This is a genomic window from Paenibacillus sp. UNC499MF, assembly GCF_900107975.1.
Taxonomy (GTDB): Bacteria; Bacillota; Bacilli; order Paenibacillales; family NBRC-103111; genus Paenibacillus_F.
This window is the reverse complement of record NZ_FNVF01000007.1, coordinates 181,626-206,326: the sequence shown is the minus strand read 5'-3', so window position 1 is coordinate 206,326 and position 24,701 is coordinate 181,626. Positions and strand designations below refer to the sequence as shown.

Below are 24,701 nucleotides of genomic sequence, written 5' to 3'. Positions count from 1 at the left end.
TGTAAAGACGTAAGATAACGCTCAATTTACCTGTAAAATGCCAATGACGCCTATTTCGTTCTCGTCCGGATCCAGCAGACCGAACCGGTCCCGGTTAAATTCTCTGATGAGCTCGGACAGCTTTATTCCGCCGGCCCGCAGCGTTTCGAAGTCGTTCCGGGGATCCGTCGATCCGATTGTAAACGCCATATGAGACAAGGCGGAGAATCGCGGAGTCTCAAACAGACACACGTTTATATTCTCAAAGGAAACCGCTTCCACTTCCTGATCCAGGGCAGGCGGCTTGTAAGTGAACCGGTGCAGTACCACGGCGTCCAGCTTGCTCTCATACCACTCCACGGAACGCTGCAAATCCCGGACGGGCAGGAACGCCCCGCCAAGCCGGATGGCTCCTTCGCTCCCGGCATGAGCTTCTTCTCTCCAGCCCACTATGCCGATGGGATTGCCGTCCGGATCGCTGATTTTGAAGCACTGCATATGGTGAAAAGCAGCGAGCGCTTCCACGATCTCCACCCCGCTTCCGGTCATAGCCCCGTATGCCTTCTCCGCGTCGTAGACGTTCACGTTAAAGGGAGCCTCGTCGTATTTGTTAAGCTCCGCCTGCTCAACCAGGGTGAGACAGGTCCCTTCGAGGAAGGAGAGTCTGGCATGCCGCTCGTCCCGGCCCAGTAAACGAAGGCCCAGCACCTGTTCGTACCAGGGCACCGACCGCTTCAAATCGGTGACGGGCACGAATACATCCACCAGTTTGGTAAAAGTCATTGTAATTCCTCCTGAGCGTTGATGGAACTCCGGGCGCCCTTGTCTCGCTGCGCCCTCCAACCTGTCCCGAACGCCCGGAATTTCTCTAGATTCCTTCGTCTATTGTACCTTGTTTTGTACTAATACACACGATGTACAATATCTTCGAAATCCGGCTCCTGCATATGTACGTCGGCAATTTCGCCCCATCTCCCCGCAAGCTGCAGAACCTCCATCGGGCCGATATCCGTGCGGTTAAATTCCAGCACCAGCTTCTCTTTTCCGGCCGTATTGATGATGAACGGATACGCCTTCTCCGCCTCTCCGCTGCCAAAACCGCACGCTCCCCGGTACCGGATCGTCATGATCGTCGGCAGTCCGATCCGCTGCCGCATGCCATCCACGGTGCCGTCGTATCCGATGGTTCCGCCGTTGATAACGATCACCCTCTCGCACAGCTGCTCGATATCGTCCATATCGTGCGTGGTGAGCAGGATCGTTTTGCCCGCTTCCTTGTTCAGCTTATGCAGAAAGCCGCGGATGCTCTGCTTGGCCGCCACATCCAGGCCGATAGTCGGCTCGTCGAGGAAGAGGATGTCGGGATCGTGCAGCATGGCTGCCGCCAGATCCGCTCTCATCCTCTGACCGAGCGAAAGCTTGCGGACCGGCGTATCCATAAATTCGCCGAGGCCGAGAAGCTCTCCGAGCTCCGCAAGCTTGCGCTTCAGGTTCTCGTCCCGGACCCGGTACATAGCCCCCAGAATCTCGTATGAATCCCGGACCGGAAGGTCCCACCAGAGCTGGCTTCGCTGGCCGAATACCACGCCGAGCTTGGCGACCACCTTCCTGCGGTCGCGCTGCGGGCTGAGGCCGGAAATCCGCACCTCCCCCGAAGTCGGATGCAGAATGCCCGTGAGCATTTTGATCGTCGTGGATTTCCCGGCTCCGTTAGGACCGATAAACCCTACGAAGTCTCCCCGGCCGATCGTGAAGTTAACGTCGTTCACCGCCGTTTTGGAAAGGTATTCCCTGGATACCAGGCTCCGCAGACCGGCAAGCCGCCCTTGACGGACGACCGGCGTACGGAACGTTTTGTTTAAATTCGTCGCGGTAATCAAACATCTCCCCTCCTTCTGTTCGCGCTCTCACTCAGCGCATCATGTCTTTGATCCATTCCGTCAGAGTCCGGCTTGTGCCGTAACCGTAATTGAACAGCTTGCGTGTTTCTTCGAACCGCTTCTCCGCCGTCTCCGTTCCCATTACGACAGAGACGAGCCTTTTGCCGTCCCGGACCGCCGTTCCCGTAAAGCAGTAACCGGCCTGGTCGGTAAACCCGGTCTTCAGCCCGTCGGTCCCCGTATAGGAAAAGGAATCTTTCGTATTCGGAAGCATACGGTTGGTCGTTTTCAGCGTCCCGAACCTGCCCGGCATGGCATAGTCCGCTTTGGCGGTCAGCTCCAGGATGCCGGGATGCTCCCGGATGAGATAAGCCGCGAGCTTGGCCGCGTCTTTAGCCGTCATGAGCGTCTCATCCGAATTTTTCCTGGGAGCGTAAGGTCCCAGGTCGGCTCGTGTCAGCCCGCTCGCGTTGGCGAATACCGTTTTGCCGGACAGTCCGATTTCTTTCGCCTTCGCGTTCATTTTCAAGACAAAATCATCCTCGGTTCCGCCGAGGTGCTCGGCCACCGCCACGGCGGCATCGTTGGCGGACACGATGGCCATCGCGGCCAGCATATCTTTAAGGGCAAGCTTCTCTCCGGCTTCAAGCCCGATCTGGGCTCCCGTCACCTCGCTGGCATACCGGCTCGTTGTCACCCGGTCCTCCCAGGAAGCACGGCCCGCCTTCACTTCCTCGTAAACGATAAGTTCCGTCATCATTTTGGACATGGAAGCCGGAGGCAGGCTCTCCTCCGCGTTCCGCTCGTAAATCACGCGTCCGCTCTCCGCTTCCATCAGCAAGGCGGACCTGGCCTCAATATCGGGTACCGCATTCTTTCTTTCGTTCCACAACCAGACACCGGCCGCCGCAAGGACAGCCATCAGCAGGGCTCCTCGTTTGATCCGTTTCACGTCGTCACTCCGCTCCTTCGGTTCTTGTCTATTTGTCTCTCTATGTAGAGAAGACGAACCAAGCCCTCGAAAAGACTCGCCCTCCTTCGTTCACACGAATGCGTTGTGGAAGGGCGGGAGGCTCCCCCGACACCCAGCCGCAGCCGCACGGCAAGTCTGTCTGAGCGGCGGAGCGCACGATCCGCGGCAAGCGGCATCGCGGCTTCTCCTACGTTCCCGTACTCTGGTAACGTGAAATGCCCAGCTTCCACAGCCTTCCGGCCAGCAGGACGAAGACGAAGGACATGACCGCTACCGCTGCCAGCGCCCATGTGCCGTACTCATGCCGGATGATGACGGAAGCCGGCACATAGTTGGCCAGTCCGACCGGGAGGAACGTCAGCAGAATGTAGCGGAGCCAGCCGGGATACACGTCCAGCGGATACTGGGCGGCGGATCTTGCCGCGTCCTCCGTTACGTTCTGCAGCTCCTCGATCCGGGTCAGCCAGAAACCGGCCGAAGCCGTGGCCAGACCTATGGCGAACAGGATAAGGGCTCCGGAGCCGATGGCGACGACGGTCAGCGGAACGGCCTGCCATCCGATCTGGCCTTCCCGCATCAGATGGTTCATCGCATACGCGAGAATTAGCAGGCCCTGCCCGAATTCTCCGACGAGCAGGCGGAAATTTTGAGTCATCAGTACGAAAAGCACCGGCAGAGGCCGGATCAGAAGAGCGTCCATATCCCCGCTCACCAGATACTTTTCCAGATGATGGACATCCGAAGCCAGAGACCGGTAGATCGCTTTGGACAGCATGATAACCGCGTACAAATAAGCCACCTCATACAGCGACCAGCCCTTTACGCTTCCGAAGCGGTCCAGCACGAGCGCCACCATCAGAAATTCGGCCGCATTGACGAGAGCCGCCATCAGTGAAGAAAAAATAAAATTGAATTTGTACTGCATCCGGCTCCTCAAAGATGCCCGGATCAGCAGCACATACATCCGCAGTCCGCTTCTCATCCTCCCTGCACCTCCAGCTTCCTGCGCATTCCGCCTGTCGCCAGCAAGCATAGCCCCGTAAAAAGAACGCACCAAAACAGCGCTGCCGGCAGAGCGGCAGGCGTCGTTCTTTCCGTGAACAGCGACACCGGAACGTACAGCAGATAGGGATACGGAGTCAGCCAGCTAAGCTGGCGAAGCCAGGCGGGAAGCCACTCCAGCGGGATAAAAAAGCCGGAAAGCAGCATGGAGAACGCATAGTTCACCCAGTAAAGCCAGCGGGATTCGGTCGTCCACATGGCGGCGGCGCCGATCAGGTAATTCATGCAGATGGAAATATAAGCGGCGAGCAGAAGCGATAAAGCGGTCCAGCCGTAAACGGAGAGCTTCCCGGGAACCGGGATCGAGAACAGGAAAAAATAGAGGATGTAGATCGGAAGAAATTTGTACACGAACTGATAAGCGATCTGCCCCCACTCCCGGTACATCTTATGCAGAAACAGGGGGACGGGGCGCATCAGGTCCAGGGCAATTTGTCCGGTACGTACGGACTGCTCCATGCCGAGACCGTTCGTGATAAAGAGCACCAGCCATAAAGAGGCCTGGTTAAAGGCGATATAAGCGGTCATTCCTTGGACTCCGTATTCGCCCAGCGAATGACTTTCGCCTATACCTGCCCACAAGGACACGTACACAAAACCGAACATAAAACTGGACACGTTATGAATCATGTGCGCGCCCCGGTACTGCAAATTCCGCGCGTAAGCTTTACGCGCCAAGACAGAAAAAAGCATCCAACACCTCCGGTTCATCAGTAGACGATCGTTTCAGCGTGAAATGCGTGTAGAGGGATTTCATCTTACCAAATGCCGCCAATAAAAATCAACCCCGAATTAGATTCAATTTACCCTTTCCGACAGTAAAGAAATGTAGGATGATAAACAGGAAGCCGGATTCCGCGGCCGAAAGATTTTGAAGGTAAGAAAGGAAGCTGTCACCGTGGAAATAACCAAAAACGCTAAGCTTAAAAAAGCGATCTCGGAAGGCGGCATTTATAAATCGTTATTTCAGCATCATCCCGATGCTATCTACGTCATGGATACGCAGGGACGTTATCTGGACGCCAACCCTGCCGCGGAGCGGATCAGCGGCTACTCTAAGGAAGAATTCATACGGCTTGGCCGGGAAACCCTTTTTAGCGAGCACGCCGAACAAGGCAGGGCCTACTTCGAGCGGGCGCTTCGGGGCGAAACGCCGAATTTCGAGGTAGAATTTTGCCGGAAAGACGATGCCGTATTCCATGTGGAAATTACTTATATTCCGATCGTCGCGGACGGTGAAATAGTCGGCGTCTACGGAATGGGCCGGGATATCACGGAGCAGAAGACCGTCCGCGGCAAGCTGCTGGAGTGCGAAGCGCTGTACAACCTGATTTCCGAAAACGCGGGCGACATTATTACGTTTACGAATCCACAGGGGATTTGCGAGTATGTGTCCCCCTCTATTTATAAACTGCTCGGGTATGAGCCCCGGGAAGTCGTAGGCACCCCCATCGGCGATTATTACATTCCCGAAGAAGTCAAACCCGGCTGCTCCGAAAATCCGAGCGAAGACGCCGACCTGCTGACGGGACGCTTCCGGCACAAGGAGGGACATTACCTCTGGTTCGAAACGACCGTAAAAGCCGTCCGCAACGCCGAAGGACAGGTAGAGAAGATTCTCGGCATCGGCCGCGATATTACCGAACGTAAAAAAATGGAAGAAAGGATACGGGCCAGCGAGAAGCAGTACCGGCTCATTTCCGAAAATTCACTGGATTTCATTTCGCGGCACTCCGCCGACGATCAGGCCGTCTATCTGTATGCCTCCCCCGCCTGCCGTTCTCTGCTAGGGTACGAGCCGGAAGAATTGATCGGCATGAGCGCATACGACTTTTTTCACCCTGACGACGTGTTTCTCGTCACCGAATATTTACAGGCCAATCTCGCCGAAGTCGGCATGTATACCGTCTCCTACCGCATCCGGTGCAAGAACGGGGAGTATATCTGGTTCGAGAGCAGCGGCCGGTACACCTATGACGAGAACAGCGGGGCCATGCAGGAAATCATCGCCATTTCCCGGGATATTACCGAACGCAAGATAGCGGAGAACAAACTGAAAGTAAGCGAGCAGAGATACAAGTCCCTCTTCGACTATAATCCGTCCAGCGTCTACTCGTTCGACCTCGAAGGCAACTATGTTTCCTTAAACGCCAACTTGGCGAGGATGACCGGATTCAGCCGCAAAGAGCTGCTCCATCATTCGTTTACTTCCTTGATCGAACCGTCTCTGCTGGAGAAAACCCTAACCCATTTCCATAACGCGAAACGCGGTATTCCGCAAAACTACGAAACCACGCTGATCCGAAAAGACGGGTCGCTCATCGATATCAGCGTCACGAACGTCCCCATTGTCGTTGACGATCAGATCGTGGGCGTTTACGGAATTGCCAGCGATATTACGGAAAGCAAAAAGTATGTCAAAGAAATCGAGCACCTGAGCTATCAGCATTCCCTGATTCTCGGGTCCGTGTCGGAAGGCATTTACGGCCTGGACCGGGACGGCAACGTCATGTTCGTTAATCCCGCGGGAGCGTCGATGCTCGCTTACTCGCAGGAAGAATTGATCGGGGTCAATATCCACGACAGCATCCATCATACGAAAGCGGACGGAAGCGATTATCCCGACGAAGATTGTCCGATCCACGCCACGATGCTGGACGGGCTTTCCCGGCTTGTCCAGGAAGAGGTTTTCTGGAGGAAGGACGGATCGAGCTTCCTTGTCGAATACCGGGTCAACCCCCTCTACGACAAAGGGGAAATTATGGGAGCGGTCGTCGTTTTTACGGACATCACCAATGAAAGAGAAATTATCCGCGCCAAAGAAATCGCCGAGCAGGCCGCCCGGGCGAAATCGGAATTTCTCGCGATGATGAGCCATGAAATCCGTACACCGATGAACGGCATCATGGGGATGACCGACCTTCTTCTGGATACAAGGTTAGACGATGAACAGCGGGATTATGCCGACATCATCCGCGAAAGCAGCGACGCCCTGCTTCAGATTTTGAATGACATCCTGGATTTCAGCAAAATCGATGCCGGCAAAATGACGCTCATCACGGAGCCGTTCGATCTTCACGCTGTCGTGAAAAGCACGCTGGAGCTCTTCGCTCCGAAAGCCGCCGAGAAAAAACTGGAGCTTATCTCCAAAATAGAGCCCGATGTTCCGCATCTGTATATGGGGGATGCCTCCAGGGTGAGACAAGTGCTCGTTAACCTCGTCGGGAACGCGCTGAAATTTACGGACAGCGGCTCTGTCACGGTCTCCGTGGAAAGTCTGGCCGCCGTGAACTCCAAGCCCGTTCTGCTCGGGTTTTCCGTCGCCGATACGGGAGTCGGAATTCCTGCCGGCAAGCTGGACCACCTGTTCCAGTCTTTCTCCCAGCTGCATCCGGTGCTGAACCGCAAATATGGAGGTACGGGGCTCGGTCTGTCAATCTGCAAACGGCTTGTCGAGCTCATGGGCGGCACGATATCCGTGGAAAGCACGGAGGGAGCCGGGTCCGTGTTCCGCTTCACCCTTCCGAACGCGCAAATAAAAAAGGAAGAAACCGAAGAAGAACAGGCGCTCGGCGAGGAGCAGCAGGATTGGATGATCTCCCGGCTTAACTCCCGTCCCGCTCCGCTCAAAATTCTCGTGGTGGAAGATCACCCCGTAAACCGTCAGTTGTTCATCAAATTCCTCGAAAAGCTCGGCTACGGGGCGGATATCGCGGAGAACGGGATGGAAGCCGTTGAGGCCGTCACAAGGACGGAGTATGACCTTGTTTTTATGGACATGCAGATGCCTGTCATGGACGGCCTGCAGGCCACCCGGCTGATCCGCCAGCTGCTGCCCGCCGGCCGGTATCCCGCCATTATCGCCGTTACCGCATCCGTGCGTCCGGCCGATAAAGAAAAGTGTCTGGAGAGCGGCATGCAGGATTTCATCTCCAAGCCGATTCTCTTCGACGAAGTGAAACGGGTATTCCGAGAGTGGGGCCGTAAGAACCGGGAAAGCCCGGATCAATAATCCCGCTCTCCTCCGGCATTCCGATTCATTCGGGGCTCTGCCGGGTAACGATGGGTAATCCACTTTTAAGGGAGGTTGCCTGTAATGACACGAAAAGCAAGAGGTGTTTTTCATTCGAGCGGGGATGCCCTTCGCGCTATCGAGGCGTTAAAAGAACATGGCTACAGAGACGAGGATATATCCGTTCTCGCCAAACATAGAGAAGAATTCGGACCTTATACGGAAAGACAGGAGATTCCGGGCAAAGAAGATACGAAGGCGGAAAAAGGCGCTATCGGCGGGGCCGCTATCGGCAGTGCCGCGGGGCTCATCGCGGGAATCGGCCTGATGGCCGTGCCCGGCATCGGCCCTATTCTTGCCGCGGGACCGCTGGCCGCCGCTCTATCCGGCGCGGCGATCGGAGCCGGAGCGGGCGGGGTAACGGGCGCTCTGGTCGGTGCGGGCATACCGGAGGAAGAAATCGAGAATTATCACAACCGCGTGGAACGCGGAGATATTCTCATTGTGGTTGATACTCCGGAAGACAAGTGGGAGCTGGTCAACGAGATTCTTCGTGAAAACCGTGACGAGAATCCCGCCGTCGACGGGCAAACGAAGAGTGACGTATACGAAGTCACTCCCCATGCAGCTCACGACAATCCCGATCTTCTGAGCAATCAGGAAGATGTAAACTTCCGCCGGTAGCGGAACGTAAATCTATACCGGATGCTCAAAAATCCGGCAGCCCGCGGCGGTCATTTCGCGGGCGCAGCAGGGCTGGTTCTCAAGCGTGTTTTGCCGCTTGGGGGCCAACCCTGCTTTTTTTGTTCATAAGAGGGATTGCACGGGAGTGATAAGGAGAATTGCCGCATTCACTAAGGAGAACGTATAAAAGCTGCCCGCTCCGGCAAAGCTGTTACTAGATTGCTAGATTCGAACGGAAACGGAGCGATAGAGATGATGAAAAGCGCGATGACGAAGAGCACCCTGCAAAAGTGTCCCCTGACGCAGGCACGGAAAGAGCTGACGCTGAACGGCACCGGCGCCGCGGGGCATCCCGCCGCAGCGCAGCCGCGGCTCCGCAGACCGGCGCGCGGGCTGCTCTGGAGCATCGCGCTGCTGGCCGCGCTGCTGCTCGCCGGCTGGTCCGCCGCCGCAAAGCCGACGCCCGCGGACGCAGGCCGCTCCGACCTCGCCGCGCTGCTGGCTGCCGCGGACGGCGTGCTCGCGCCGGACGCAGCCGTCACGCTGCGCTACGCGGCTCCGCTGCCTGCCGCGGCAGGCGACGACGCACTCGCCGCAGCGGGCGACGCGCTGGCGGCGCGGCTGTCGCTGCCGGCAGGAGCCGTCAGCCGCGCTTCCGGCCACGCCGTGTATGCGGCGGGCGGCGGCTCTGCGGCGGGCGGCGGCTCTGCGGCGGGCGGCGGCTCTGCGGCGGGCGGCGGCTCTGCGGCGGGCGGCGGCGGGCTGTCGCTGCAGCTCGCCCGCCTTGACGACGGCAGCGCGTTCGTCATCGCCCGGCTGGAGGCGCGCACAGCCGACGGCCTCCCGGCGCTGGAAGCGCGCCGTGAAAGCCTGGAGGCCGCCCTGCAAGCGGCGGGCGTGCAGGCGGACTGCAACGTCGTCCTGCAGGGCGCCGCCGCCCGGCCTTCGGCAGGGGCCGCAGCTCAGGCCGATGGGCTCCAGGCGCTGCTCGCGAAGCGGCTCGGCGCCGCTCCGCTTGAGCGTTATGCCGACGGAGAGACCGTCAGCATAACGATGAGCGCGCCCAAGCTTCACGCTTCCGTAATCAGCGGCGGAAAACGCGTTAACCTGCAGGCCGCGGTTCATACGTTAACCGAGAGCGGGCTGCAGCGTATCACAATCGGCACCCCAGTCATAACGACCGAATACTGAAATTCTGTCCTTCGCCACGAAAGCCAGGCAAGCTGCATAAAATGCGGCTTGCCTTTTAGCGGGCCCCGGCGTCCGTGTACCGTACGGCTCCTTTTACTCACCGGTGCTTTGAATCCAAAACCGGAAGAAACTTTTTTCCTAAAACCGGTGTCTAACCAGCGGAATCCGTTTAAATAAACTTACCGGCAGGTGATGTGGTAAATGGTGAATATGAGTAGTAAGAGGCAAGCGGCGAATGCGCGGCGGCCCCCTATGAATCCTAATCAACATTTATGCACGAAAAGATCGTCAATTTACACCATCTTTTCAAAGGCACCTGCTTCAACATCGGAGCATCCACGGTTTACATTCAAAATTAATTGAAATCGCTTACAATTACAATCCGGGAGGCGGTACAATGACACTGCGTTTCTTTCAATGGTTCGGTAGATGGAGTTTTCCGGAAGGTTTCGGGCGTAGAGTAGCGGCAGGACTGATCATCACGGTTGTCCTGGTCTCGTTAGTGTTAAGCGCGCTGCTGAACAGGCTCGTGCCGGGTTCCATGAGTTATGGCGACCTGATGACCCGCTCGCAGCCCGCTTCTTTTTATCTGCCTGATGAGGATTTCACTTACCGTGACCGGAGTGTCATTGAATCGTTTACCAGCCTGGCCCTTACCAAGCAAGCTTTGCGGAAAGAAGAAGCAACCTCCGCCTTTATTCCCGGCAAAGAGCCTCTCCGGCTTTCTTATGAAAATTCCAAAGGCCGGATTATTCTCGTCGACGCGGACGGACGGATTTATACGCCGGTATCCAAAGCGGAGCTCCGCAATGAATCAAGGCTCCACTGGCTCTGGTGGAAGCTGGATACCGGGCGCTCGTCCTACCTGTATTACGTAACCGAACCCGATGCGGCTGTCGCCCGGCTGGCTGAGCAGATCAAAAGTTCGGCACCGGTACAGGCTGCGGGAGCAGCGGGCTGAAACTTCGCATCGGTGTCAGGCTTTCCGCACCGCGCGCGACGCCCGGCATCCCATGACGGCGGGCCACCATCGGAGAACTTGTCCTATGCTCCTCGCCCGGGTACTTTCCTGCCCGCCGTAATTTTTCATATCCCGCATCTATCCGGCCCCATGAAGAAACCCGGCTTTCCGGTATGCGCCGCATCCGGCTCCGACGGTTCTCTCCCCGGGGCTTTTTTCAACCTCCGAGCAGTGCAATCAGCTTTTGCAGAAGTGCAGGCTCTTCATCCCGGAATTGGTTGAACCGGAGCCTTAACCGTTCAAACACTTCCTTATCCTCGCGGATTTCATGGCGGATATACTGGTCCCTCAGCTTCATTGCTCTCTTAGCCAGATCTTTATAGCCTTCCACAAGCTCCTCGTCATACGGAATGATCCCTTCATTCACCAGATATTCGATCCGGTCGCTCATCATTTTTTTATGCTCCCACAGGAGATGAAGGTGCCTCACATCGTTGCGCATTCCCAGCCGGGGATCGTTTTGCTCCACGGCGTCATAGTACATCTGCAAATAGTCGTATACCCTGATCCCGAAAGCTTCATTCTCGTCGGGGTTGTAATTGATCCGGTTTAAGCGGGTCTCCCCGTTCAGATAGTCGCGCAATTGGTCGATCGCGGCTATTTTGTCAAAAGGATAGTGGAATTCCGCCTCGTATTTGTAAAAATACGTATGGTGATCAGACGTTTGTCCTTCCTTCAGCAGCTTTTTCATGGAATTTACGGCATCGAGAAACTCTTCGAAAGTAATTTCCAGATTGCGATATACCCCCGTATGGTCGAACATGGAGGCATAAAAGACCCGTTCTTCCCAATTGAATCCGTACAGAAAAAGGTGATGGGGAAACGGTTCCTGCTGATAGCAAGCCGCCGGCGACAGTCTGGATTCGTCCAAAAAAACGATACAGTAATACTCGTTACGGATCTGATCCGCAAAAAATTTCGGCCAATCATCCAGCGCCAGATTTTCCATAAACGTATAATTGACGGTGCATGTGAGCAAGAACGGATTGTTGAAATTCAGTTCATTGGGCTCGCCCCGGAAAAAGTCGACGTAGCACTGCCTGCCGTCCTCCAAAAATTTCTTCGTGCAGGACAACTGGATAAAATTGCTGTAAAACCAGGGAATCGTTTCTTCGTGTCCGCTCGTAATGGAAAGTGTATAGCCCCACCGCAAAAAACCTTTAAGTGGCGGATTCGATAACGGAAGCTGAACGGCGTTCATCTGATTCTCCCCTTTCTGAGATGTAAGCCGGAATGGTGACCGGCAGAGTTCCGACAGGCTCCGCCGTGCCCGTCAGAACACGGGCCAAAGCCTGCAGGGTATACGGATGATGCTCGTAGCAGGCCAGGAAGCCTTTGGCCTCCGGAAATGCCGCAAGATCGACGGGATTGCGCAGGGAGACCGGGATGACTTTGGCGCCGCCCTCCAGCAGCTTGCGGACCAGTGCGGTTTGTCCCGGATTGGAAGCCGTATGAAAAATGCCCGCGACGATCTGTCCATATCGCTGCGCTTCGGATGCCAAGGCCGCAATCTCATCCGGCCCCGGGCTGGTCCCGTACACGCGCTCCGTGAGCTTCGCCCCGATAAGAGGGCGCAGGAAGGCGGCCAGGGTAGCATCGTGTACAGGCTCGTCTTCGGATTTGCAGGCAGCCGTGATGTGCGGCCAGAGCACCAGCGTGTCGGCGCCTGGAGACAGCCTGCAGAAATCCGGTTCACGGTTGACGGCCGTGATGCTTTCTTCACGGAGCCTCTCTATCGTCCGCAGTGTTTGCGGATTTTCCAGCAGATGCTTCGCTTCTTCCCAGCTGCGCTCCCGCAGCTCTCCGATGCGGCGCTCCTTCAGGCGAAGAATCCGCTCCACGGAAGCGTCGATCCGCTCCTCCGGCAGGCGTCCGTCCGCCACCGCACGCTCCAGGGCGGCTACCGCCTCCAATTGGCTGTCGTACGTGTGGCTCACGAGCAGGAGATCCGCCCCGGCCAGCACGGCCCGGACGACCGCCTCGCCCACGCCGATTCCCTGCGTTACCGCGTCCATCTCCATACAGTCGGTCACGATGAGCCCGTCGAAGCCCAGCTCCTCCCGCAGCAGTCCCGTCAGGACTTCCCTGGAGAGCGTCGCGGGAACGGGCTCGCCGCCGCTGAGCAGCGGGATTCCGACGTGCGCCGTCATGACGGCTTCGGCCCCGGTCAGGGCTGCCCGCCGGAACGGCACGAGCTCCACCGACCGCAGACGTTCGAGGGAATGCCTCACGACCGGCAGCTCCGCGTGGGAATCCGTCTCCGTATCTCCGTGCCCGGGAAAATGCTTGATGACGGAGGCGATTCCTCCGTCCTGAAAACCCGTCATGGCGGCGATCCCCAGCTCGGAGACAAGCTCGGCGCCGTCTCCGAACGAGCGGACATCAATAATCGGATTTCGCGGGTTGATGTTGATGTCCACCACCGGCGCGAAATTCATATTAATGCCCAGCGCCTTCAGCTCTTCGGCCGTTCCCTTGGCGGCCTCGTAAAGCAGCCCGGGATTGCGTGCCGCTCCCAGCGCCATTGCCGCGGGAAGCTGCGCGATCCCCTGCCTTACCCGGACCACCATGCCTCCCTCCTGGTCCGTCCCGAGCCACAGCGGTATGCCCGTCGTCGACACAGCCATCCGCTGCAGTTCTTCCGCTAAAGCGAAAGCTTGTTCCGGATTGTCCAGATTGCGGGAAAAAAACACAATCCCGCCGGCGAAATGGTTCTGCAGAAGATCCCGGATATTCGCGTCCGGCACAAGTCCTTCGAAACCTACCATCAGAAGCTGGCCGATTTTTTCCTTCAGCGTAAGTTCGTTACACGCTTTCATTCGTATCCCCCTCTGCCGTTTACATTTGCGTCCAATCGAACACCACGCCCATGGCATCGGATTTCCGACCGGCGAGCCGGGTATACACCGATACCGCTTCGAGCGGGCTTACTTTTTCGCTGATGAGGCTTGCGACGTCCAGTTTTCCGCAACGGATGTATTCGAAGATGAATTCGTTCATGTCCGCTTCCGTCCAGCCTTTAAAGCCTTCCATCATCCGCCCGTGAATCCCCAGTATGCTGACCGAATTAAAGACGACCTTCGGCCCGATCGTCTGCTTCGAGGGCTCCGTCGAATCGCCCAGCAGGATCACTTTGCCGAGGTCCCGGGTCAGCTGCGTGCAATGCGGCAGTACGGCGTAGGAGCCCGTGACGTCGTACACCGTGTCCAGCATTCTGCCTCCGGTGAGCTCTTCCACGGATCCGAACGCTTCGGCCACCGGAAGATTCAGCAGATCCGTCGCCCCGTTCCGGCGGGCTTGATCCAGACGGGAGTTCTCCGGCGCAATCGCGATAATCTGGCGCGCACCGCTCGAATTCAGATACTGGACCACAAGCTGGCCGATGAGGCCGAGCCCCACGACGCCGACTCTTTCTCCGAATGCGGGTTCCGCGCGCAGGACACCCAGCAGGGCGACCTTAGCGATCTGCGTAAAAACCGCCTCTTCGTCGCTAACCGTATCGGGAATAAGCGCCGCTTCCCGGGAATCCGCCACGAAGTACTGCCGGTGTCCGGCAGGGCAGATAATCCTGTCTCCGGCCCGGATTCCTTCAACCCCGCTGCCAATCCGCAGCACTTCCGCCGCCATGGAATAGCCCGGATAGAACGGATAGCGGACCCAAGAGGACCAGACCGTTCCCTCGTCGAAGCGCCCTCTCAGACAGGCCAATTCCGTTCCGGTACTGATCAGCGACTTTCTGGCCGCACATAAAATTTGTCCCGGTCCCGGCTCGGGCACCTTCTCCTCCAGCAGCTCAATCCGGTCCGGTTCCTGAAATACGCAGTTTAACGAAATGATTCCCTCGCTTGTCGCAACATCCGGCATGCTTTGGCACTTCCTTTTCTAAGTGTAGGATGAAAATCCGGAAAAAACCTGAAGACACTGCCGATGAGACCTTCCTGTAGACCGGGCATGCTCGTGGTGATCACTGATCCTGCAAGCACAAACCGGCCGCGAAGCTGCAAGGGCAGCCGCTCCGACACGAAGCGGATCACCGGGCACCCGACGCCGAGCGTCAGCTCAAATATAGAGCGGAAGCTCCCCGCCGGACATCAGCTCAAGTAGAGAGCGGAAGCCCCGGGGCATCGGTTTCAGCGGGATTTCTTAAGCCAACTGCCTGTCCCGGCGTTTATCGGCCCTAGAGCCGCTCTAACTGCTGGCGCTGCTGTAGCCCCTTACGGCCTGCTTCCAAAGCAGCCGGACGGCAGCGAAAAGCAGCAGCGATCCGGCCAGCGCCAGTCCCGCATAAAGCCAGCTGAGCTGTCCCAGCAGGAACATCGGCCCGAAATTGGTAATCAGGAACAGGGGAATAACGAACGTGCCGATCCGGCGAACCCAGGCCGGGTAGATGGCCATCGGAAAATTGTTGGCATCCCAGACCGAATGGGCGATCTCCGACACCGAGCCCGTCTGGACGAACCAGAACGACAACAGCGCCGGAATAATCATTATGCAGTACGTGATGACGACCGAGACGACAAGCAGCAGGGCAAATCCCGCGAGCTGCATGAACGACAGCGGAATGTCCATCGCATGCCAGCCGATGCCGACCATGACGAACCCGACCAGAATATCGGGAATCGGAAGCGCCAGATCCACATAACGCAGGGAAGCCATGAACTGGAGGGAGACCGGCTTCGTCAGCATGAGATCAAGCGAACCGTCCTTGATATATTCCGGAATTTTCATGAAATTTGTAAAAAACAGACCGACATAAATACCGGTCGCCACGGTATGCATTCCGATAAAAAGAAGCAGCCCCTCGGGCGGTATCCCGTCTACGTGAAGATCGGTACGGAACACGACGAGCACATACAACAGCTTGGCCAGCAGATAGACGGATTCGACCAATAGGCTCATCACAAAGTTGCCCCGGAATTCCATCTGGGCGATGAGGCAGTTTTTGATGAACATACCGTACAGGAGCGCGTATTTTCTCGCGATTTTAACCATATGGAACGTCCGCTACCCCCCAACCGCCGAATATTTCTTCATGGATACGCGCCACGTCAGGCGGGAAAGCCAGAAGAACAGCAGAATCCATCCGCATTGTATCAGCAGCCCCTGGTACATGGCCGCCGCTTCCGTCTTGCCGCTGAGGACGTTGACCGGAAAATAAATCGTATACGGAAACGGCGTGTACTGAAGCGCCTTCACAACCGTGTCCCCGAAAATTTCCAAAGGAAACATGCCTCCGCTCAAAATATTGACGAGCAGACTTGTAATGACGAAAAAATATGAGATTTCGTGCAAATAAAACGCGCTGGCGCAAATGCAGTAGGCAATCAGGAAATTGAGCAGGAGCGCCCCCCACAGCGTGACGGCGAACAAGACCAGACGTACGGCCTGGACATCCAGCACATTCCTCGCCGCCGAAATCCAGATAATCCCGATAAGCAGCAGCGTCGTAATTCCGTAATAGATCGCCTTCTGTCCGAAGAAGGACACCAGCCGGTAACCGAAGTAACTCACCGGTTTGATCAAATATTTGTTAAGGCCGCCGTTTTTGATATCGTCGGCAATCTGGTGCTCGAACTGCGTGGCGATCAGCTTGGAAACCAGCCCCGCCAAAATCGTATACAAAATAATTTGGCCGTACGAATACGAGAAAAGCGCCGCCTGTCCGGAATGCCGGTAGACCGCCGTCCATATAAAATACTGGACCATGATCGGAAATGCGGCCCCGAGCAGACCGAGAAAGAAGTGAAACCGGTATTCCATCGAATGCTGAACGCCCATCGAAAAAATCGCCGTATACAATTTGCGTCTGTTCATCCGGCGGATTCCTTGCGGTAAAGCATCGAAATGCTTTCCTCGATCGGCACGTCTTCTATCGTCCAGTCCACGATCGGAAACGCGTCGAGTACGGAGCGCGATACTTCCTTCAGGCGGTGCTTCGGCAGCTCCAGAACGGCATTGTAGCCGTCTCCGCTGACGATTTTGCCGAATTTGGCCAACCGCTGCTCCGCAACGGGCTCGGAAAACTGCAGCCGGATAATTTTCTGCTCGCCGAAAAGATCGTTGATCTTATGGAGGTCCCCGTCATACAGCAGACTTCCTTCGTTAATGATGATCGTCCGCTTGCACAGATCCTCCACATCCTTCATGTAGTGGCTCGTCAGCAGAATCGTAGCGCCAAACTGCTCATTGTAATATTTCAAAAACTCCCTGACCTTCTTCTGGGAAGGAAAATCGAGGCCGATCGTCGGCTCGTCGAGATAAAGCAGCCGTGGCCGGTGGATAAGAGCGGCGATCAGCTCCATTTTCATCCGTTCACCCAGAGATAACCGGCGCACCTGCACATTCAGAAGCTCCTGAACATCCAGCATTTCCGATAATTCGGCGAGGCTCTTGCGGTAGAGATCGTCGTCCACGTCATAAATGCATTTGTTCAGATAAATCGATTCGCTTGCGGGAAGATCCCACCAAAGCTGGTTTTTCTGGCCCATCACAATGGAAAAAAGCCGTTTGAACTCATTTTTCCGCTCCCACGGCACATACCCGAGCACATCGGCTTCCCCTCCCGTGGGATACAGAATGCCCGACAGCATTTTGAGCGTCGTGGTTTTTCCCGCCCCGTTGGGGCCGAGAAATCCGACGCACTCGCCGGGACCGATGTCGAAGGAAACGGATTTAACCGCTTCCTTCACCAGCGACTTGCGGGCGAATAAATTTTTCAGCGAATTTTTAAGCCCGGCTTCTTTCCGGTAATATACGAACGATTTGTGCAGCTCCCGCACACGGATGAAGTCCATCCCTGCTCCTCCTGAACGATTGCCTGTTTTGCCTGATTGGGCGGCATAAAGTTTAAACGTTTAAATTCCGTTGTTGTAAAGCAGCACGCATTTGGAACAAATCGGCATCAGACCGCAGGCCAGTACTTCACGCTGTTTGCGGAGATCCTCGCCGTGGAAAATATCCGCCACGCTATCTTCATTCAGGTTGCCGACGCTGAATTCCGGGAAAAATTTGCACGGATTCACTTTGCCGTCCGGCATAACGTCCATCCGGTTGGAGATTGAGAAGCATTTCGTCCGTTTCATGGCCGGCTTCTCGCTGCCCCGAATAAAGCCTTCCACTTCCTCAGGCTCCAGAGCAGGCTGGTAGCGGACGCGCACATTCCATACCCGGGAATTGACACGGTTCAGATCTTCGATCAGCGTGTCGAAATTGTCGGGAGAGATGTGGAACGTGAACGAATGCCAGCTGTTTTTGTGCCCTTCCTCGAAACGGGCGGCCAGGTGCGGGAAATGGGCATCGAAGTAGGTGTCCATTTTCTCGGCCGTGTCGTTGGGGATGTACCAAGGAAAGCAGAAGTAAACGGAATCGACGCCCATCTCTTCGAAGTATTCCATAAAATCGTAAAGCTGCCCGACCATCTGGTCGTTTACGGTCAAGGCTACGGACACCTTGCCTTTGTAGATACCCTGCTTTTGCAGATCCAGCAGCAGCTTGACGGCATGAATCACTTTCTTGAAGGTGCCTTTGCCCCGGATCGCGTCGTTCTCCTTCTCGAAGCCTTCCAGGCTGACCAGCATGACCAGGTTCTCCGACATTTTCAGAATGGAATCCAGTTTCTGCTCGATAAGAATCGCATTCGTACAAATGGTCGTGTACCGGTCTTCTTTGGCCAGCAGTTCCGCCAGTTCATCGAACTTGGAGTAGAAAAGCGGCTCGCCGCCCCACAGGAACACGCGCGATTTGCGTTCTCTCGTTTCGGCCAGCAGCTTCTCCACGACGGGAATTTCGATTTCGTCGTTCTTCACTTCTTTGGCGAAGCCGTGGTGAAAGCCTTCCGGGTTCCATTCGAAGCAGTGCTTGCAGCGCAGGTTACAGCCGTTATTAAGCTTGATTCCGATCTCGTAAGGCACAGGCGCCGCATAAGCCGGATCTTCCCTGCGCTTCCTTCCCGTTTCCGCCAAGGGAACCAGGGTTCTTTTCATATTACGGAACGTAAGTTGGTCAAACGTAACTGCTGTTTTCGGCTGCATAAGTATTCCTCCCAAAATGGTTGATTTTCGACCGCTGTTCCAGCAATCGCGTGCAAATCCCTTCCAGCAGATGCTCCGAAAAATTCCGGGCTTGCCACTCCGCAAACCGGATACCGAAACCGCATGATTCCCAGTAGGCCGAATTATGAAGCTCGTGGTCGCCGAACGGCTCCAGCATGACAAAAGGGATTCCGAACGAAAGCGAGTCGTTCAAGGTAGCTCCCCCGGGCTTGCTGATGATTGCTGCGCAGTCTCGCATCAAGTCCGTGTAAACGGAGTAATCCCGGAGCGGATACTCCCGGAGAACCCCCTGCTCGCGGACATAGCGGACCATCGGCGGAAACGTGTGCCGCCCCTGCGCGTCCCGGCTCCACGGGTCCCAGGAGGCATCCGTTCCGAAGTAACGCGTAATCCCGTCGTCCTCCTCCACTTCGGAGGGGTCGTAGACGATCACATCAAGCCGGCGTCCCAGCGCGCGGAGTTCGCGGATCGTCTCGGCGTAAGTGCCGATCCCCCAGCCTCCTCCGTGGATCAGGATGCGTCCGGCGCGCTGCCCGTAAGGCAGGGGCTCCGCTTCGTCCGAAGCGATGTAGCCGCTGGGGGACAAGCCCGAGGGCTCATAGAACCAGACGTTGTCGTAGCCGGGATAAAGCTGCTTGTGCACCTTGAACGACGGCGTATCCCAAGCGTCAAGCCGGATCAGCCGGATATCCAGGGACCGGCCGGCGGCCGCCTTGTAACGCTCCAGAATCGGCAGCCAGAAGCCGGTGAACACCGCAAACCGCGTAATGCCGGCCCGCATCCAGTCCTCCAGCAGCCTCCGGACCGCTTCTTCGTTCAGGGAAGTGTCGACGGGTCTGGCCAGCTTATGCCCCATACGGGCTACGGAGAAGTCCGCATGAAACGCTTTTTTGGTAGCCCGGATCTTGTTCCTGACTTCTTCGTGATACAAGTTCTCCAGAACTTGAACGTCCGATCCGACTCCCCTGCCCTGCAGATACGTGTGCAGATGCATAGCCGGAATGTATGCGCCGAGTGAATTCCCCGACGCCAGCAAGGTTACCGAAGATGAGTTCATGCGCAGCTCCCGAGTTGCAGATTTAGTTATATACTTTAACGGACAAGTCGGCGAGAACGTGCCGCAGGCCTTCGATCAGCCCGCTGCGGTGTTCGTCGTCACGGCCGACTACCGATACGTACAGCCGCCCCTTCGGCATCCCCCGCTTGCTCAGCGTTCCCTCGGCCATGCGGCGGCGGGTCAGAACCTCGTTGACCATCACCGTGTTGGATGAGAGAGGAACGATCCCGTACCCGCCGGAGTCCGCCAGCAGCAGACCGGATGCCCGCAGAGCGTGCAGCAGACTGCCGAACGCGAAGCCTTCCGGAAGCCCGAGGGAAAGGAACGTAAGCCAGCCCGTACGGCCCTGCTTTTCCCAGCATTTATCGAGATAAGCGTTAATGAGGCCCATCGACTTGCGGGCGTTGATTTCCACGATGGATACGACTTCTCCGTTTTCCAGTATCATGGAATCAAAGCAGACGAAGCCGTGATAGCCGTCCTCCGCCAGCAGCCGGAGAGCCTTCTGCATGCTACCGAAATAGCCGGCGGTTTCCAGCAGGGAAATAAACGGTTCATCCGCTTTGATCGACCCGCCGTAATTTTGCTGGTGGTTAATCATCCGCTGAACGGAGATGAATTCCGTTTCACCGCTCTCCCGGATGAGCCAGTGAGAGCTGAAATCCACCGCTTTATTCAGCAGGGGCTCCAGCAGGAAATGAGAGCGCAGTCCGCTTCTCTCCTGTTTGTGCAGATGCTCCGCGATCCTTCGCTGCATCGCTTCGCTGTCGATGAGCAGATTGCCTTTGCCCGAAACGCCGAAGGGATCTTTCAGCAGGTAGGGCCCCTGCTTCAGAAGCTCGTTCCCGGCGGCCTCCACTTCCGCTGCGCTGCCCGCTTCCGTGCCGTAGCACTTCTCGCCGATTGCGGCCAGGAGACGGTTGGAGTACATCTTCGAATTGACGCGCACGACCGTCTCCAGGTCCGGCAGGGACCCCAGCGGTCCGGCAGCCCGCACGTATTCTTCCGTCTCCGCCGTAATGGCGTACGGAGACAAGATTCCGGCGGCACCGGCGCCCGCGGTTTCTTCGGCCGGCTGCGCTTGCCGGGAAGCTCCCGCTAAAGCTGCGGGGGATTCCGGCGGCTGCGACGCTCCGGCGGAATAACCGGAACCGGCGGCCTGCAGCACCCGGTTATCCGGAGCGCCGGGCGCGGCCTTATCGGCTGCGATCCGGAACACGCACCGCCTGAAGTCTTCCGGTCCGGGCACGGGCTCCCTCTCGTCGTTCAAATCGTAGAGATAACGGTTCCGGAAGGAGAAGCCTAACCCGTCCAGGTACTCGTGCAGCTCCGGGTCGATTTTGCATCGGCTGTATAAAATATCGTCCGGTCCGCAGAACGGAAACAACAGGTCGTCCATACACAGGACGATCGATTCGCGGTCCTTATCGGGCATAGCCGGCAGCCGGGCCAGCTCCGGATCCCTCCAGCGCGTTTCGGGATCGAAGGTTCCCATAACGGTTTTCGGAATCACGCCCGCCTCACTGCTTGACATCTTCGTACAGCGGCTGCGCCTGAGACTGGCAGCTTTTCAAAAAAGAGATAAACGCTTCGATCGACTGGAGATGCTCGTAATCGAATTGGTCGTAGTCGATGGCCACGTTCAGCTGATCCTCGACTTTCAGCATAAACTGGATCATTTGCAGAGAATCGAGGCCTATATCGTTATTAAGGTCCGTTTCGGGGGACAGGGAATGACGGAGTTCCGGTTGATCTTCTTTGATAGCGCACAAAATATCTACGATTTTATCGTACATGTCTACACTCCTTTAAAGGGTTAATGTGTGTGGGTACAACCGATTCTTGCGTTCACAAACTCCAATACAACGATAACCTGCTCGCTGTCACCCCTCCTTTTTCCATAAGTTACAATTATTATCCTCCCACTGTTAAAAGCTGTCAATGTTTACAAACCTGTATATTTATTAAGTTTTGTTTACAGAAATATTAAAAAAGGGGCTTATTCTGACATTTTTCACCCTTTTATAGAGCCATGGGAGAATAGTCATTTATGGAATTTTGTGTTAAAAGTTTTGTTTCCGTTTCATCCTTTTCCCCTCCGGTTAAGAAGAGATACAACAGAACAAGAGAGGAGAATGAGTCATGAAATCTTCCTTGATGCAAAAGGTTGCGACAGGAGTTTTAGTGGCGGTGCTCCCGAAACTCGTTGACATGGCCTTCGAAAAAATGAGAAACAAAAAACAGAGCCGCGTCCAGTAACGGACCACGGCCCTGCCTGCCTCCGGGCAGCTGATTCCCTCACACCGTTCCTGCCTGTCAGGCGCGCTGTACAAGGCCGGAACGTTCGCATAGAAGAAAGCGGGAAAAATCCCTTGCCGAGTAAACATCGTTTGCTTGGAAGGGATTTTTTCCTGTATTTACGCGTGCGGATAAAGCGCTCTCCCAGATAGAATTTATGGTAAAATATACAAATAAAATCGTAATTTTGGCGTAGTTCGATGGCTTGGAGGTGATGATTTGACTGCTCTTCTCTATTCGTTGTTAAGTATTGCCGTGCTGCTTATCGTAAAATTCCTGAATTTCAGTCCCCTGTTTACACTTACTATGTCCTGCTTGCTTATCGCTGCCGCCTTCCTGTGTGCGTACCTGGATTACAAAAGAAACAACGGCTTTAACTCTTACATGAAAAACGCCGGGATAACGTATTTGATTTTCATCGTGATTTTCGCATATGTGGCAGCGAGTCTTTAGGTGCACGGCCTGCTGCTGTTCCTACCTACCCAGCACAAAAAGCCTCCTCGCGGAACACTCGGATGTGTCCGCTTTACGGAGGCTTTTTGATATTTATTGCTGTGCGTACGTGTATTCCTTACCCCTTGACCGCCCCGGCAACCATGCCCTTCATGATCTGCTCCTGGAACGCCAGGTAGATCAGAATGGTCGGGATGACCGAGATGGCCATGGCCGCCATTGTCAGACTGTAGTCCGTGCCAAAGCCGGTAGCGAACTGCGACAAACTGAGCGGAAGCGTCTTGAGAGACGGCTTGTTAATAAACACGAGCGCGAACGCAAAATCGTTCCAGTAGCGCAGGAACGCGAGAATTCCGACGGTGGACAGCGCGGGAACGGACAGGGGCAGCAGCATTTTGGTGAAAATGCCCCAGTAGCCCGTACCGTCGATCAGCGCCGCTTCCTCGATTTCCTTCGGCACCGACGTCATGTAAGCCGCGATGATGAAGATGGCTACCGGCAGCTCGAAGGCGACGTACGGCAGGATCAGCGCGCCGTACGTATCGAGCATGCCGATTTTCTTCAGCATGATGAACAGCGGCACAAGCGTACTGTGCACGGGAATGAGCATGCCGAGCAGGAAGTAGCCCATCAGCGGTCCGCGCATGCGGAACGAGAAGCGGGATAGCACGAACGCGGTAAGTGCGCCGATCGCCAGGGTAAGCACCAGCGCGACCAGCGTGACGATCGCCGAGTTGATGACGGCCGTCTCGATGTCGGCCACTTTCCAGGCCTGCACGAAGTTGTCCCATTTCCATTCCGCCGGAAGGCCGAACGGCCTAGCGAAAAATTCGTCGTTGGTCTTGAATGCGCTGATAAACAGCCAGATCAGCGGGTACAGCGTAACGAGCGCATATATCGCGAGCAAAATATTCAAAATCGAGCTTTTGGCAAACTTGCCAAAAACGCTCTCTCTGCGGGCGGGTTCCGTCCCTTTCACGGGAGGAACGGCGGTTCCGGTCATCTGTGGCATACTAGCCCTCCTCCTTTCGTCATACAGCCTGATTCCGTCTCATGAGACGCTGGCTTCCGGCGATCAGCACCAGGCTGATAATAATGATCAGCGTGGAAATGGCGCTGCCGTAACCGAAGCGGTAGACGGAGAACGTGTTGTTGTACATATAGGAGGCGAGCAGTTCCGTTGAATGCGCAGGACCGCCCCCGGTCATGACATAGATCAGGTCGAAAGCTTTCAAGCTTCCCGAAATACAGAGCACGATCGTGACCTTCACGGTATCCCAGATCATCGGCAGCGTAACGGAGAACAGCTTGCGGCTTCCCGTCGCCCCATCGATCATGGCGGCATCGTCAATATCCGACGGAATATTTTGAAGCGCCGCGATAAACATAATCAGATAAGGCCCGATATAGTTCCAGATAATCGGAACGGTCAGCGCGAGCATGGATACCGATTTGTCGGAAAGCCAGGCTTTCTTCCACGATTCCAGCCCCACCGCATCCAGCAAGAAATTCAGAATCCCGATTTGCGGGTGATAAATATAGCTCCAAATAATTCCGACAACGACCGACGAAAGCACCATCGGCATAAATACCGCCGAACGGATGAAACGCTGGAAAAAGTTGCTCTTGCGCAGCACCAGGGCCAGTACGAGCGCGATCGGCACTTGTCCGAAGACGGAGGCCGCTACCACGATCAGGTTATTTTTTAACGCGAGCCAGAAGATCGGATCCTTCAAAGCTTCGACATAGTTATCAAATCCGTTGAACTTGGCTTCTCCAATCCCTTTCCAGTCGAAAAATCCGTAATACGCCGACCAGAAAATCGGGATAATGACAAATACGCTGTAAATAAGCAGCGCAGGCAGGAGACCAAGTACGATAAAGTTGGTCCTTCTTGACGTGGAAATCATGGCGTCTCTCCCCTCCTGTTGGTGTACCTTCTAGGCGGTTCACGATATCTACTAAACCTATCAGGAAGCATGGTTATTCACCGGCGAAGCAGCGTACGGAAACAGCGGCAGACTGCGTAATGCGAGGCAG

21 protein-coding genes are annotated in these 24,701 nt (G+C 55.9%); 4 read left to right on the top strand and 17 right to left on the bottom strand.

Translation table 11 applies throughout. From position 1 onward, the window contains the following. Positions 1-21 precede the first annotated feature (21 nt). The 5 genes from C4S74_RS16655 to C4S74_RS16630 all read right to left on the bottom strand — a co-directional run bounded on the left by C4S74_RS16655 (position 22) and on the right by C4S74_RS16630 (position 4,587). Positions 22-762 carry a VOC family protein gene (locus tag C4S74_RS16655; RefSeq protein WP_103996425.1) on the bottom strand — a complete coding sequence of 247 codons (741 nt, stop codon included), beginning with the start codon at positions 760-762 and terminating at the stop codon, positions 22-24. A gap of 119 nt (positions 763-881) precedes the next feature. Then, the gene (locus C4S74_RS16650) at positions 882-1,859 is read right to left on the bottom strand and encodes an ATP-binding cassette domain-containing protein (protein ID WP_103996424.1); all 978 of its coding nucleotides are present in this window, start codon (positions 1,857-1,859) and stop codon (positions 882-884) included. Positions 1,860-1,890: 31 nt separating this feature from the next. Further along, positions 1,891-2,811, bottom strand: coding sequence for a D-alanyl-D-alanine carboxypeptidase family protein (locus C4S74_RS16645; RefSeq protein WP_103996423.1), 921 nt, complete (start codon positions 2,809-2,811; stop codon positions 1,891-1,893). 208 nt (positions 2,812-3,019) lie between these two features. Beyond that, entirely contained in the window at positions 3,020-3,814 is a 795-nt protein-coding gene (locus tag C4S74_RS16635; protein ID WP_103996421.1) for an ABC transporter permease, read from the bottom strand. Continuing rightward, positions 3,811-4,587, bottom strand: a complete 777-nt coding sequence (locus tag C4S74_RS16630) for an ABC-2 family transporter protein (RefSeq protein WP_103996420.1) — start codon at positions 4,585-4,587, stop codon at positions 3,811-3,813. Before C4S74_RS16630 ends, C4S74_RS16635 begins: the two co-directional genes overlap by 4 nt. A gap of 205 nt (positions 4,588-4,792) precedes the next feature. Between C4S74_RS16630 and C4S74_RS16625 the strand changes: the two genes are divergently transcribed. From C4S74_RS16625 to C4S74_RS16610, 4 genes are all read left to right on the top strand, one after another. After that, positions 4,793-7,906: a PAS domain S-box protein gene (locus tag C4S74_RS16625; protein ID WP_103996419.1), complete on the top strand. Its 3,114-nt coding sequence runs from the start codon at positions 4,793-4,795 to the stop codon at positions 7,904-7,906. Between the two features lie 84 nt (positions 7,907-7,990). Then, entirely contained in the window at positions 7,991-8,590 is a 600-nt protein-coding gene (locus C4S74_RS16620) for a general stress protein (protein ID WP_103996418.1), read from the top strand. A gap of 252 nt (positions 8,591-8,842) precedes the next feature. Beyond that, a complete protein-coding gene (locus C4S74_RS26845) occupies positions 8,843-9,781 on the top strand; it encodes a YwmB family TATA-box binding protein (RefSeq protein ID WP_103996417.1) in 939 nt (312 codons plus the stop codon). A gap of 397 nt (positions 9,782-10,178) precedes the next feature. Next, on the top strand, positions 10,179-10,742 hold the full coding sequence (locus C4S74_RS16610; protein WP_103996416.1) for a hypothetical protein: 564 nt from the start codon (positions 10,179-10,181) through the stop codon (positions 10,740-10,742). Positions 10,743-10,959: 217 nt separating this feature from the next. Here C4S74_RS16610 and C4S74_RS16605 read toward each other — a convergent pair whose 3' ends face one another. The 12 genes from C4S74_RS16605 to C4S74_RS16545 form a co-directional block, all read right to left on the bottom strand. Then, complete coding sequence (locus tag C4S74_RS16605; protein ID WP_103996415.1) at positions 10,960-12,003, bottom strand: hypothetical protein; 1,044 nt, start codon at positions 12,001-12,003, stop codon at positions 10,960-10,962. Continuing rightward, positions 11,963-13,621, bottom strand: a complete 1,659-nt coding sequence (locus tag C4S74_RS16600) for a glycoside hydrolase family 3 protein (protein ID WP_103996414.1) — start codon at positions 13,619-13,621, stop codon at positions 11,963-11,965. Before C4S74_RS16600 ends, C4S74_RS16605 begins: the two co-directional genes overlap by 41 nt. A 19-nt stretch (positions 13,622-13,640) precedes the next feature. Then, the gene (locus tag C4S74_RS16595; protein WP_103996413.1) at positions 13,641-14,666 is read right to left on the bottom strand and encodes a zinc-binding alcohol dehydrogenase; all 1,026 of its coding nucleotides are present in this window, start codon (positions 14,664-14,666) and stop codon (positions 13,641-13,643) included. Positions 14,667-14,990: 324 nt separating this feature from the next. Next, positions 14,991-15,794 (bottom strand): ABC transporter permease, encoded by an 804-nt coding sequence (locus C4S74_RS16590; protein WP_103996412.1) that lies wholly within the window; start codon positions 15,792-15,794, stop codon positions 14,991-14,993. A gap of 12 nt (positions 15,795-15,806) precedes the next feature. Then, complete coding sequence (locus C4S74_RS16585; RefSeq protein ID WP_103996411.1) at positions 15,807-16,616, bottom strand: ABC-2 family transporter protein; 810 nt, start codon at positions 16,614-16,616, stop codon at positions 15,807-15,809. After that, positions 16,613-17,596 (bottom strand): ATP-binding cassette domain-containing protein, encoded by a 984-nt coding sequence (locus C4S74_RS16580; RefSeq protein ID WP_103996410.1) that lies wholly within the window; start codon positions 17,594-17,596, stop codon positions 16,613-16,615. The genes C4S74_RS16585 and C4S74_RS16580 overlap by 4 nt, the downstream gene beginning before the upstream one ends. Positions 17,597-17,656: 60 nt before the next feature. Then, positions 17,657-18,832, bottom strand: a complete 1,176-nt coding sequence (locus C4S74_RS16575) for a radical SAM protein (protein ID WP_103996409.1) — start codon at positions 18,830-18,832, stop codon at positions 17,657-17,659. Beyond that, the gene (locus tag C4S74_RS16570) at positions 18,804-19,910 is read right to left on the bottom strand and encodes a hypothetical protein (RefSeq protein ID WP_103996408.1); all 1,107 of its coding nucleotides are present in this window, start codon (positions 19,908-19,910) and stop codon (positions 18,804-18,806) included. Before C4S74_RS16570 ends, C4S74_RS16575 begins: the two co-directional genes overlap by 29 nt. A gap of 22 nt (positions 19,911-19,932) precedes the next feature. Next, positions 19,933-21,423: a hypothetical protein gene (locus tag C4S74_RS16565; RefSeq protein WP_258042507.1), complete on the bottom strand. Its 1,491-nt coding sequence runs from the start codon at positions 21,421-21,423 to the stop codon at positions 19,933-19,935. A 7-nt stretch (positions 21,424-21,430) separates the two neighbouring features. Next, on the bottom strand, positions 21,431-21,706 hold the full coding sequence (locus C4S74_RS16560; protein WP_103996406.1) for an acyl carrier protein: 276 nt from the start codon (positions 21,704-21,706) through the stop codon (positions 21,431-21,433). A gap of 1,073 nt (positions 21,707-22,779) precedes the next feature. Next, the gene (locus C4S74_RS16550) at positions 22,780-23,673 is read right to left on the bottom strand and encodes a carbohydrate ABC transporter permease (protein ID WP_103996404.1); all 894 of its coding nucleotides are present in this window, start codon (positions 23,671-23,673) and stop codon (positions 22,780-22,782) included. Positions 23,674-23,692: 19 nt separating this feature from the next. Next, the gene (locus C4S74_RS16545) at positions 23,693-24,571 is read right to left on the bottom strand and encodes a carbohydrate ABC transporter permease (protein ID WP_103996403.1); all 879 of its coding nucleotides are present in this window, start codon (positions 24,569-24,571) and stop codon (positions 23,693-23,695) included. Positions 24,572-24,701: the final 130 nt, after the last annotated feature.

Excerpts from the sequence above, each read along its gene's own strand:
- C4S74_RS16595 (WP_103996413.1), bottom strand. The coding sequence starts at position 14,666 with ATGCCGGATGTTGCGACAAGCGAGGGAATCATTTCGTTAAACTGCGTA.
- C4S74_RS16620 (WP_103996418.1), top strand. The coding sequence starts at position 7,991 with ATGACACGAAAAGCAAGAGGTGTTTTTCATTCGAGCGGGGATGCCCTT.
- C4S74_RS16570 (WP_103996408.1), bottom strand. The coding sequence starts at position 19,910 with ATGAACTCATCTTCGGTAACCTTGCTGGCGTCGGGGAATTCACTCGGC.
- C4S74_RS16560 (WP_103996406.1), bottom strand. The coding sequence starts at position 21,706 with ATGTACGATAAAATCGTAGATATTTTGTGCGCTATCAAAGAAGATCAA.
- C4S74_RS16610 (WP_103996416.1), top strand. The coding sequence starts at position 10,179 with ATGACACTGCGTTTCTTTCAATGGTTCGGTAGATGGAGTTTTCCGGAA.
- C4S74_RS16550 (WP_103996404.1), bottom strand. The coding sequence starts at position 23,673 with ATGCCACAGATGACCGGAACCGCCGTTCCTCCCGTGAAAGGGACGGAA.
- C4S74_RS16600 (WP_103996414.1), bottom strand. The coding sequence starts at position 13,621 with ATGAAAGCGTGTAACGAACTTACGCTGAAGGAAAAAATCGGCCAGCTT.
- C4S74_RS16545 (WP_103996403.1), bottom strand. The coding sequence starts at position 24,571 with ATGATTTCCACGTCAAGAAGGACCAACTTTATCGTACTTGGTCTCCTG.
- C4S74_RS16580 (WP_103996410.1), bottom strand. The coding sequence starts at position 17,596 with ATGGACTTCATCCGTGTGCGGGAGCTGCACAAATCGTTCGTATATTAC.
- C4S74_RS16630 (WP_103996420.1), bottom strand. The coding sequence starts at position 4,587 with ATGCTTTTTTCTGTCTTGGCGCGTAAAGCTTACGCGCGGAATTTGCAG.
- C4S74_RS26845 (WP_103996417.1), top strand. The coding sequence starts at position 8,843 with ATGATGAAAAGCGCGATGACGAAGAGCACCCTGCAAAAGTGTCCCCTG.
- C4S74_RS16590 (WP_103996412.1), bottom strand. The coding sequence starts at position 15,794 with ATGGTTAAAATCGCGAGAAAATACGCGCTCCTGTACGGTATGTTCATC.
- C4S74_RS16575 (WP_103996409.1), bottom strand. The coding sequence starts at position 18,832 with ATGCAGCCGAAAACAGCAGTTACGTTTGACCAACTTACGTTCCGTAAT.
- C4S74_RS16585 (WP_103996411.1), bottom strand. The coding sequence starts at position 16,616 with ATGAACAGACGCAAATTGTATACGGCGATTTTTTCGATGGGCGTTCAG.
- C4S74_RS16605 (WP_103996415.1), bottom strand. The coding sequence starts at position 12,003 with ATGAACGCCGTTCAGCTTCCGTTATCGAATCCGCCACTTAAAGGTTTT.
- C4S74_RS16635 (WP_103996421.1), bottom strand. The coding sequence starts at position 3,814 with ATGAGAAGCGGACTGCGGATGTATGTGCTGCTGATCCGGGCATCTTTG.
- C4S74_RS16655 (WP_103996425.1), bottom strand. The coding sequence starts at position 762 with ATGACTTTTACCAAACTGGTGGATGTATTCGTGCCCGTCACCGATTTG.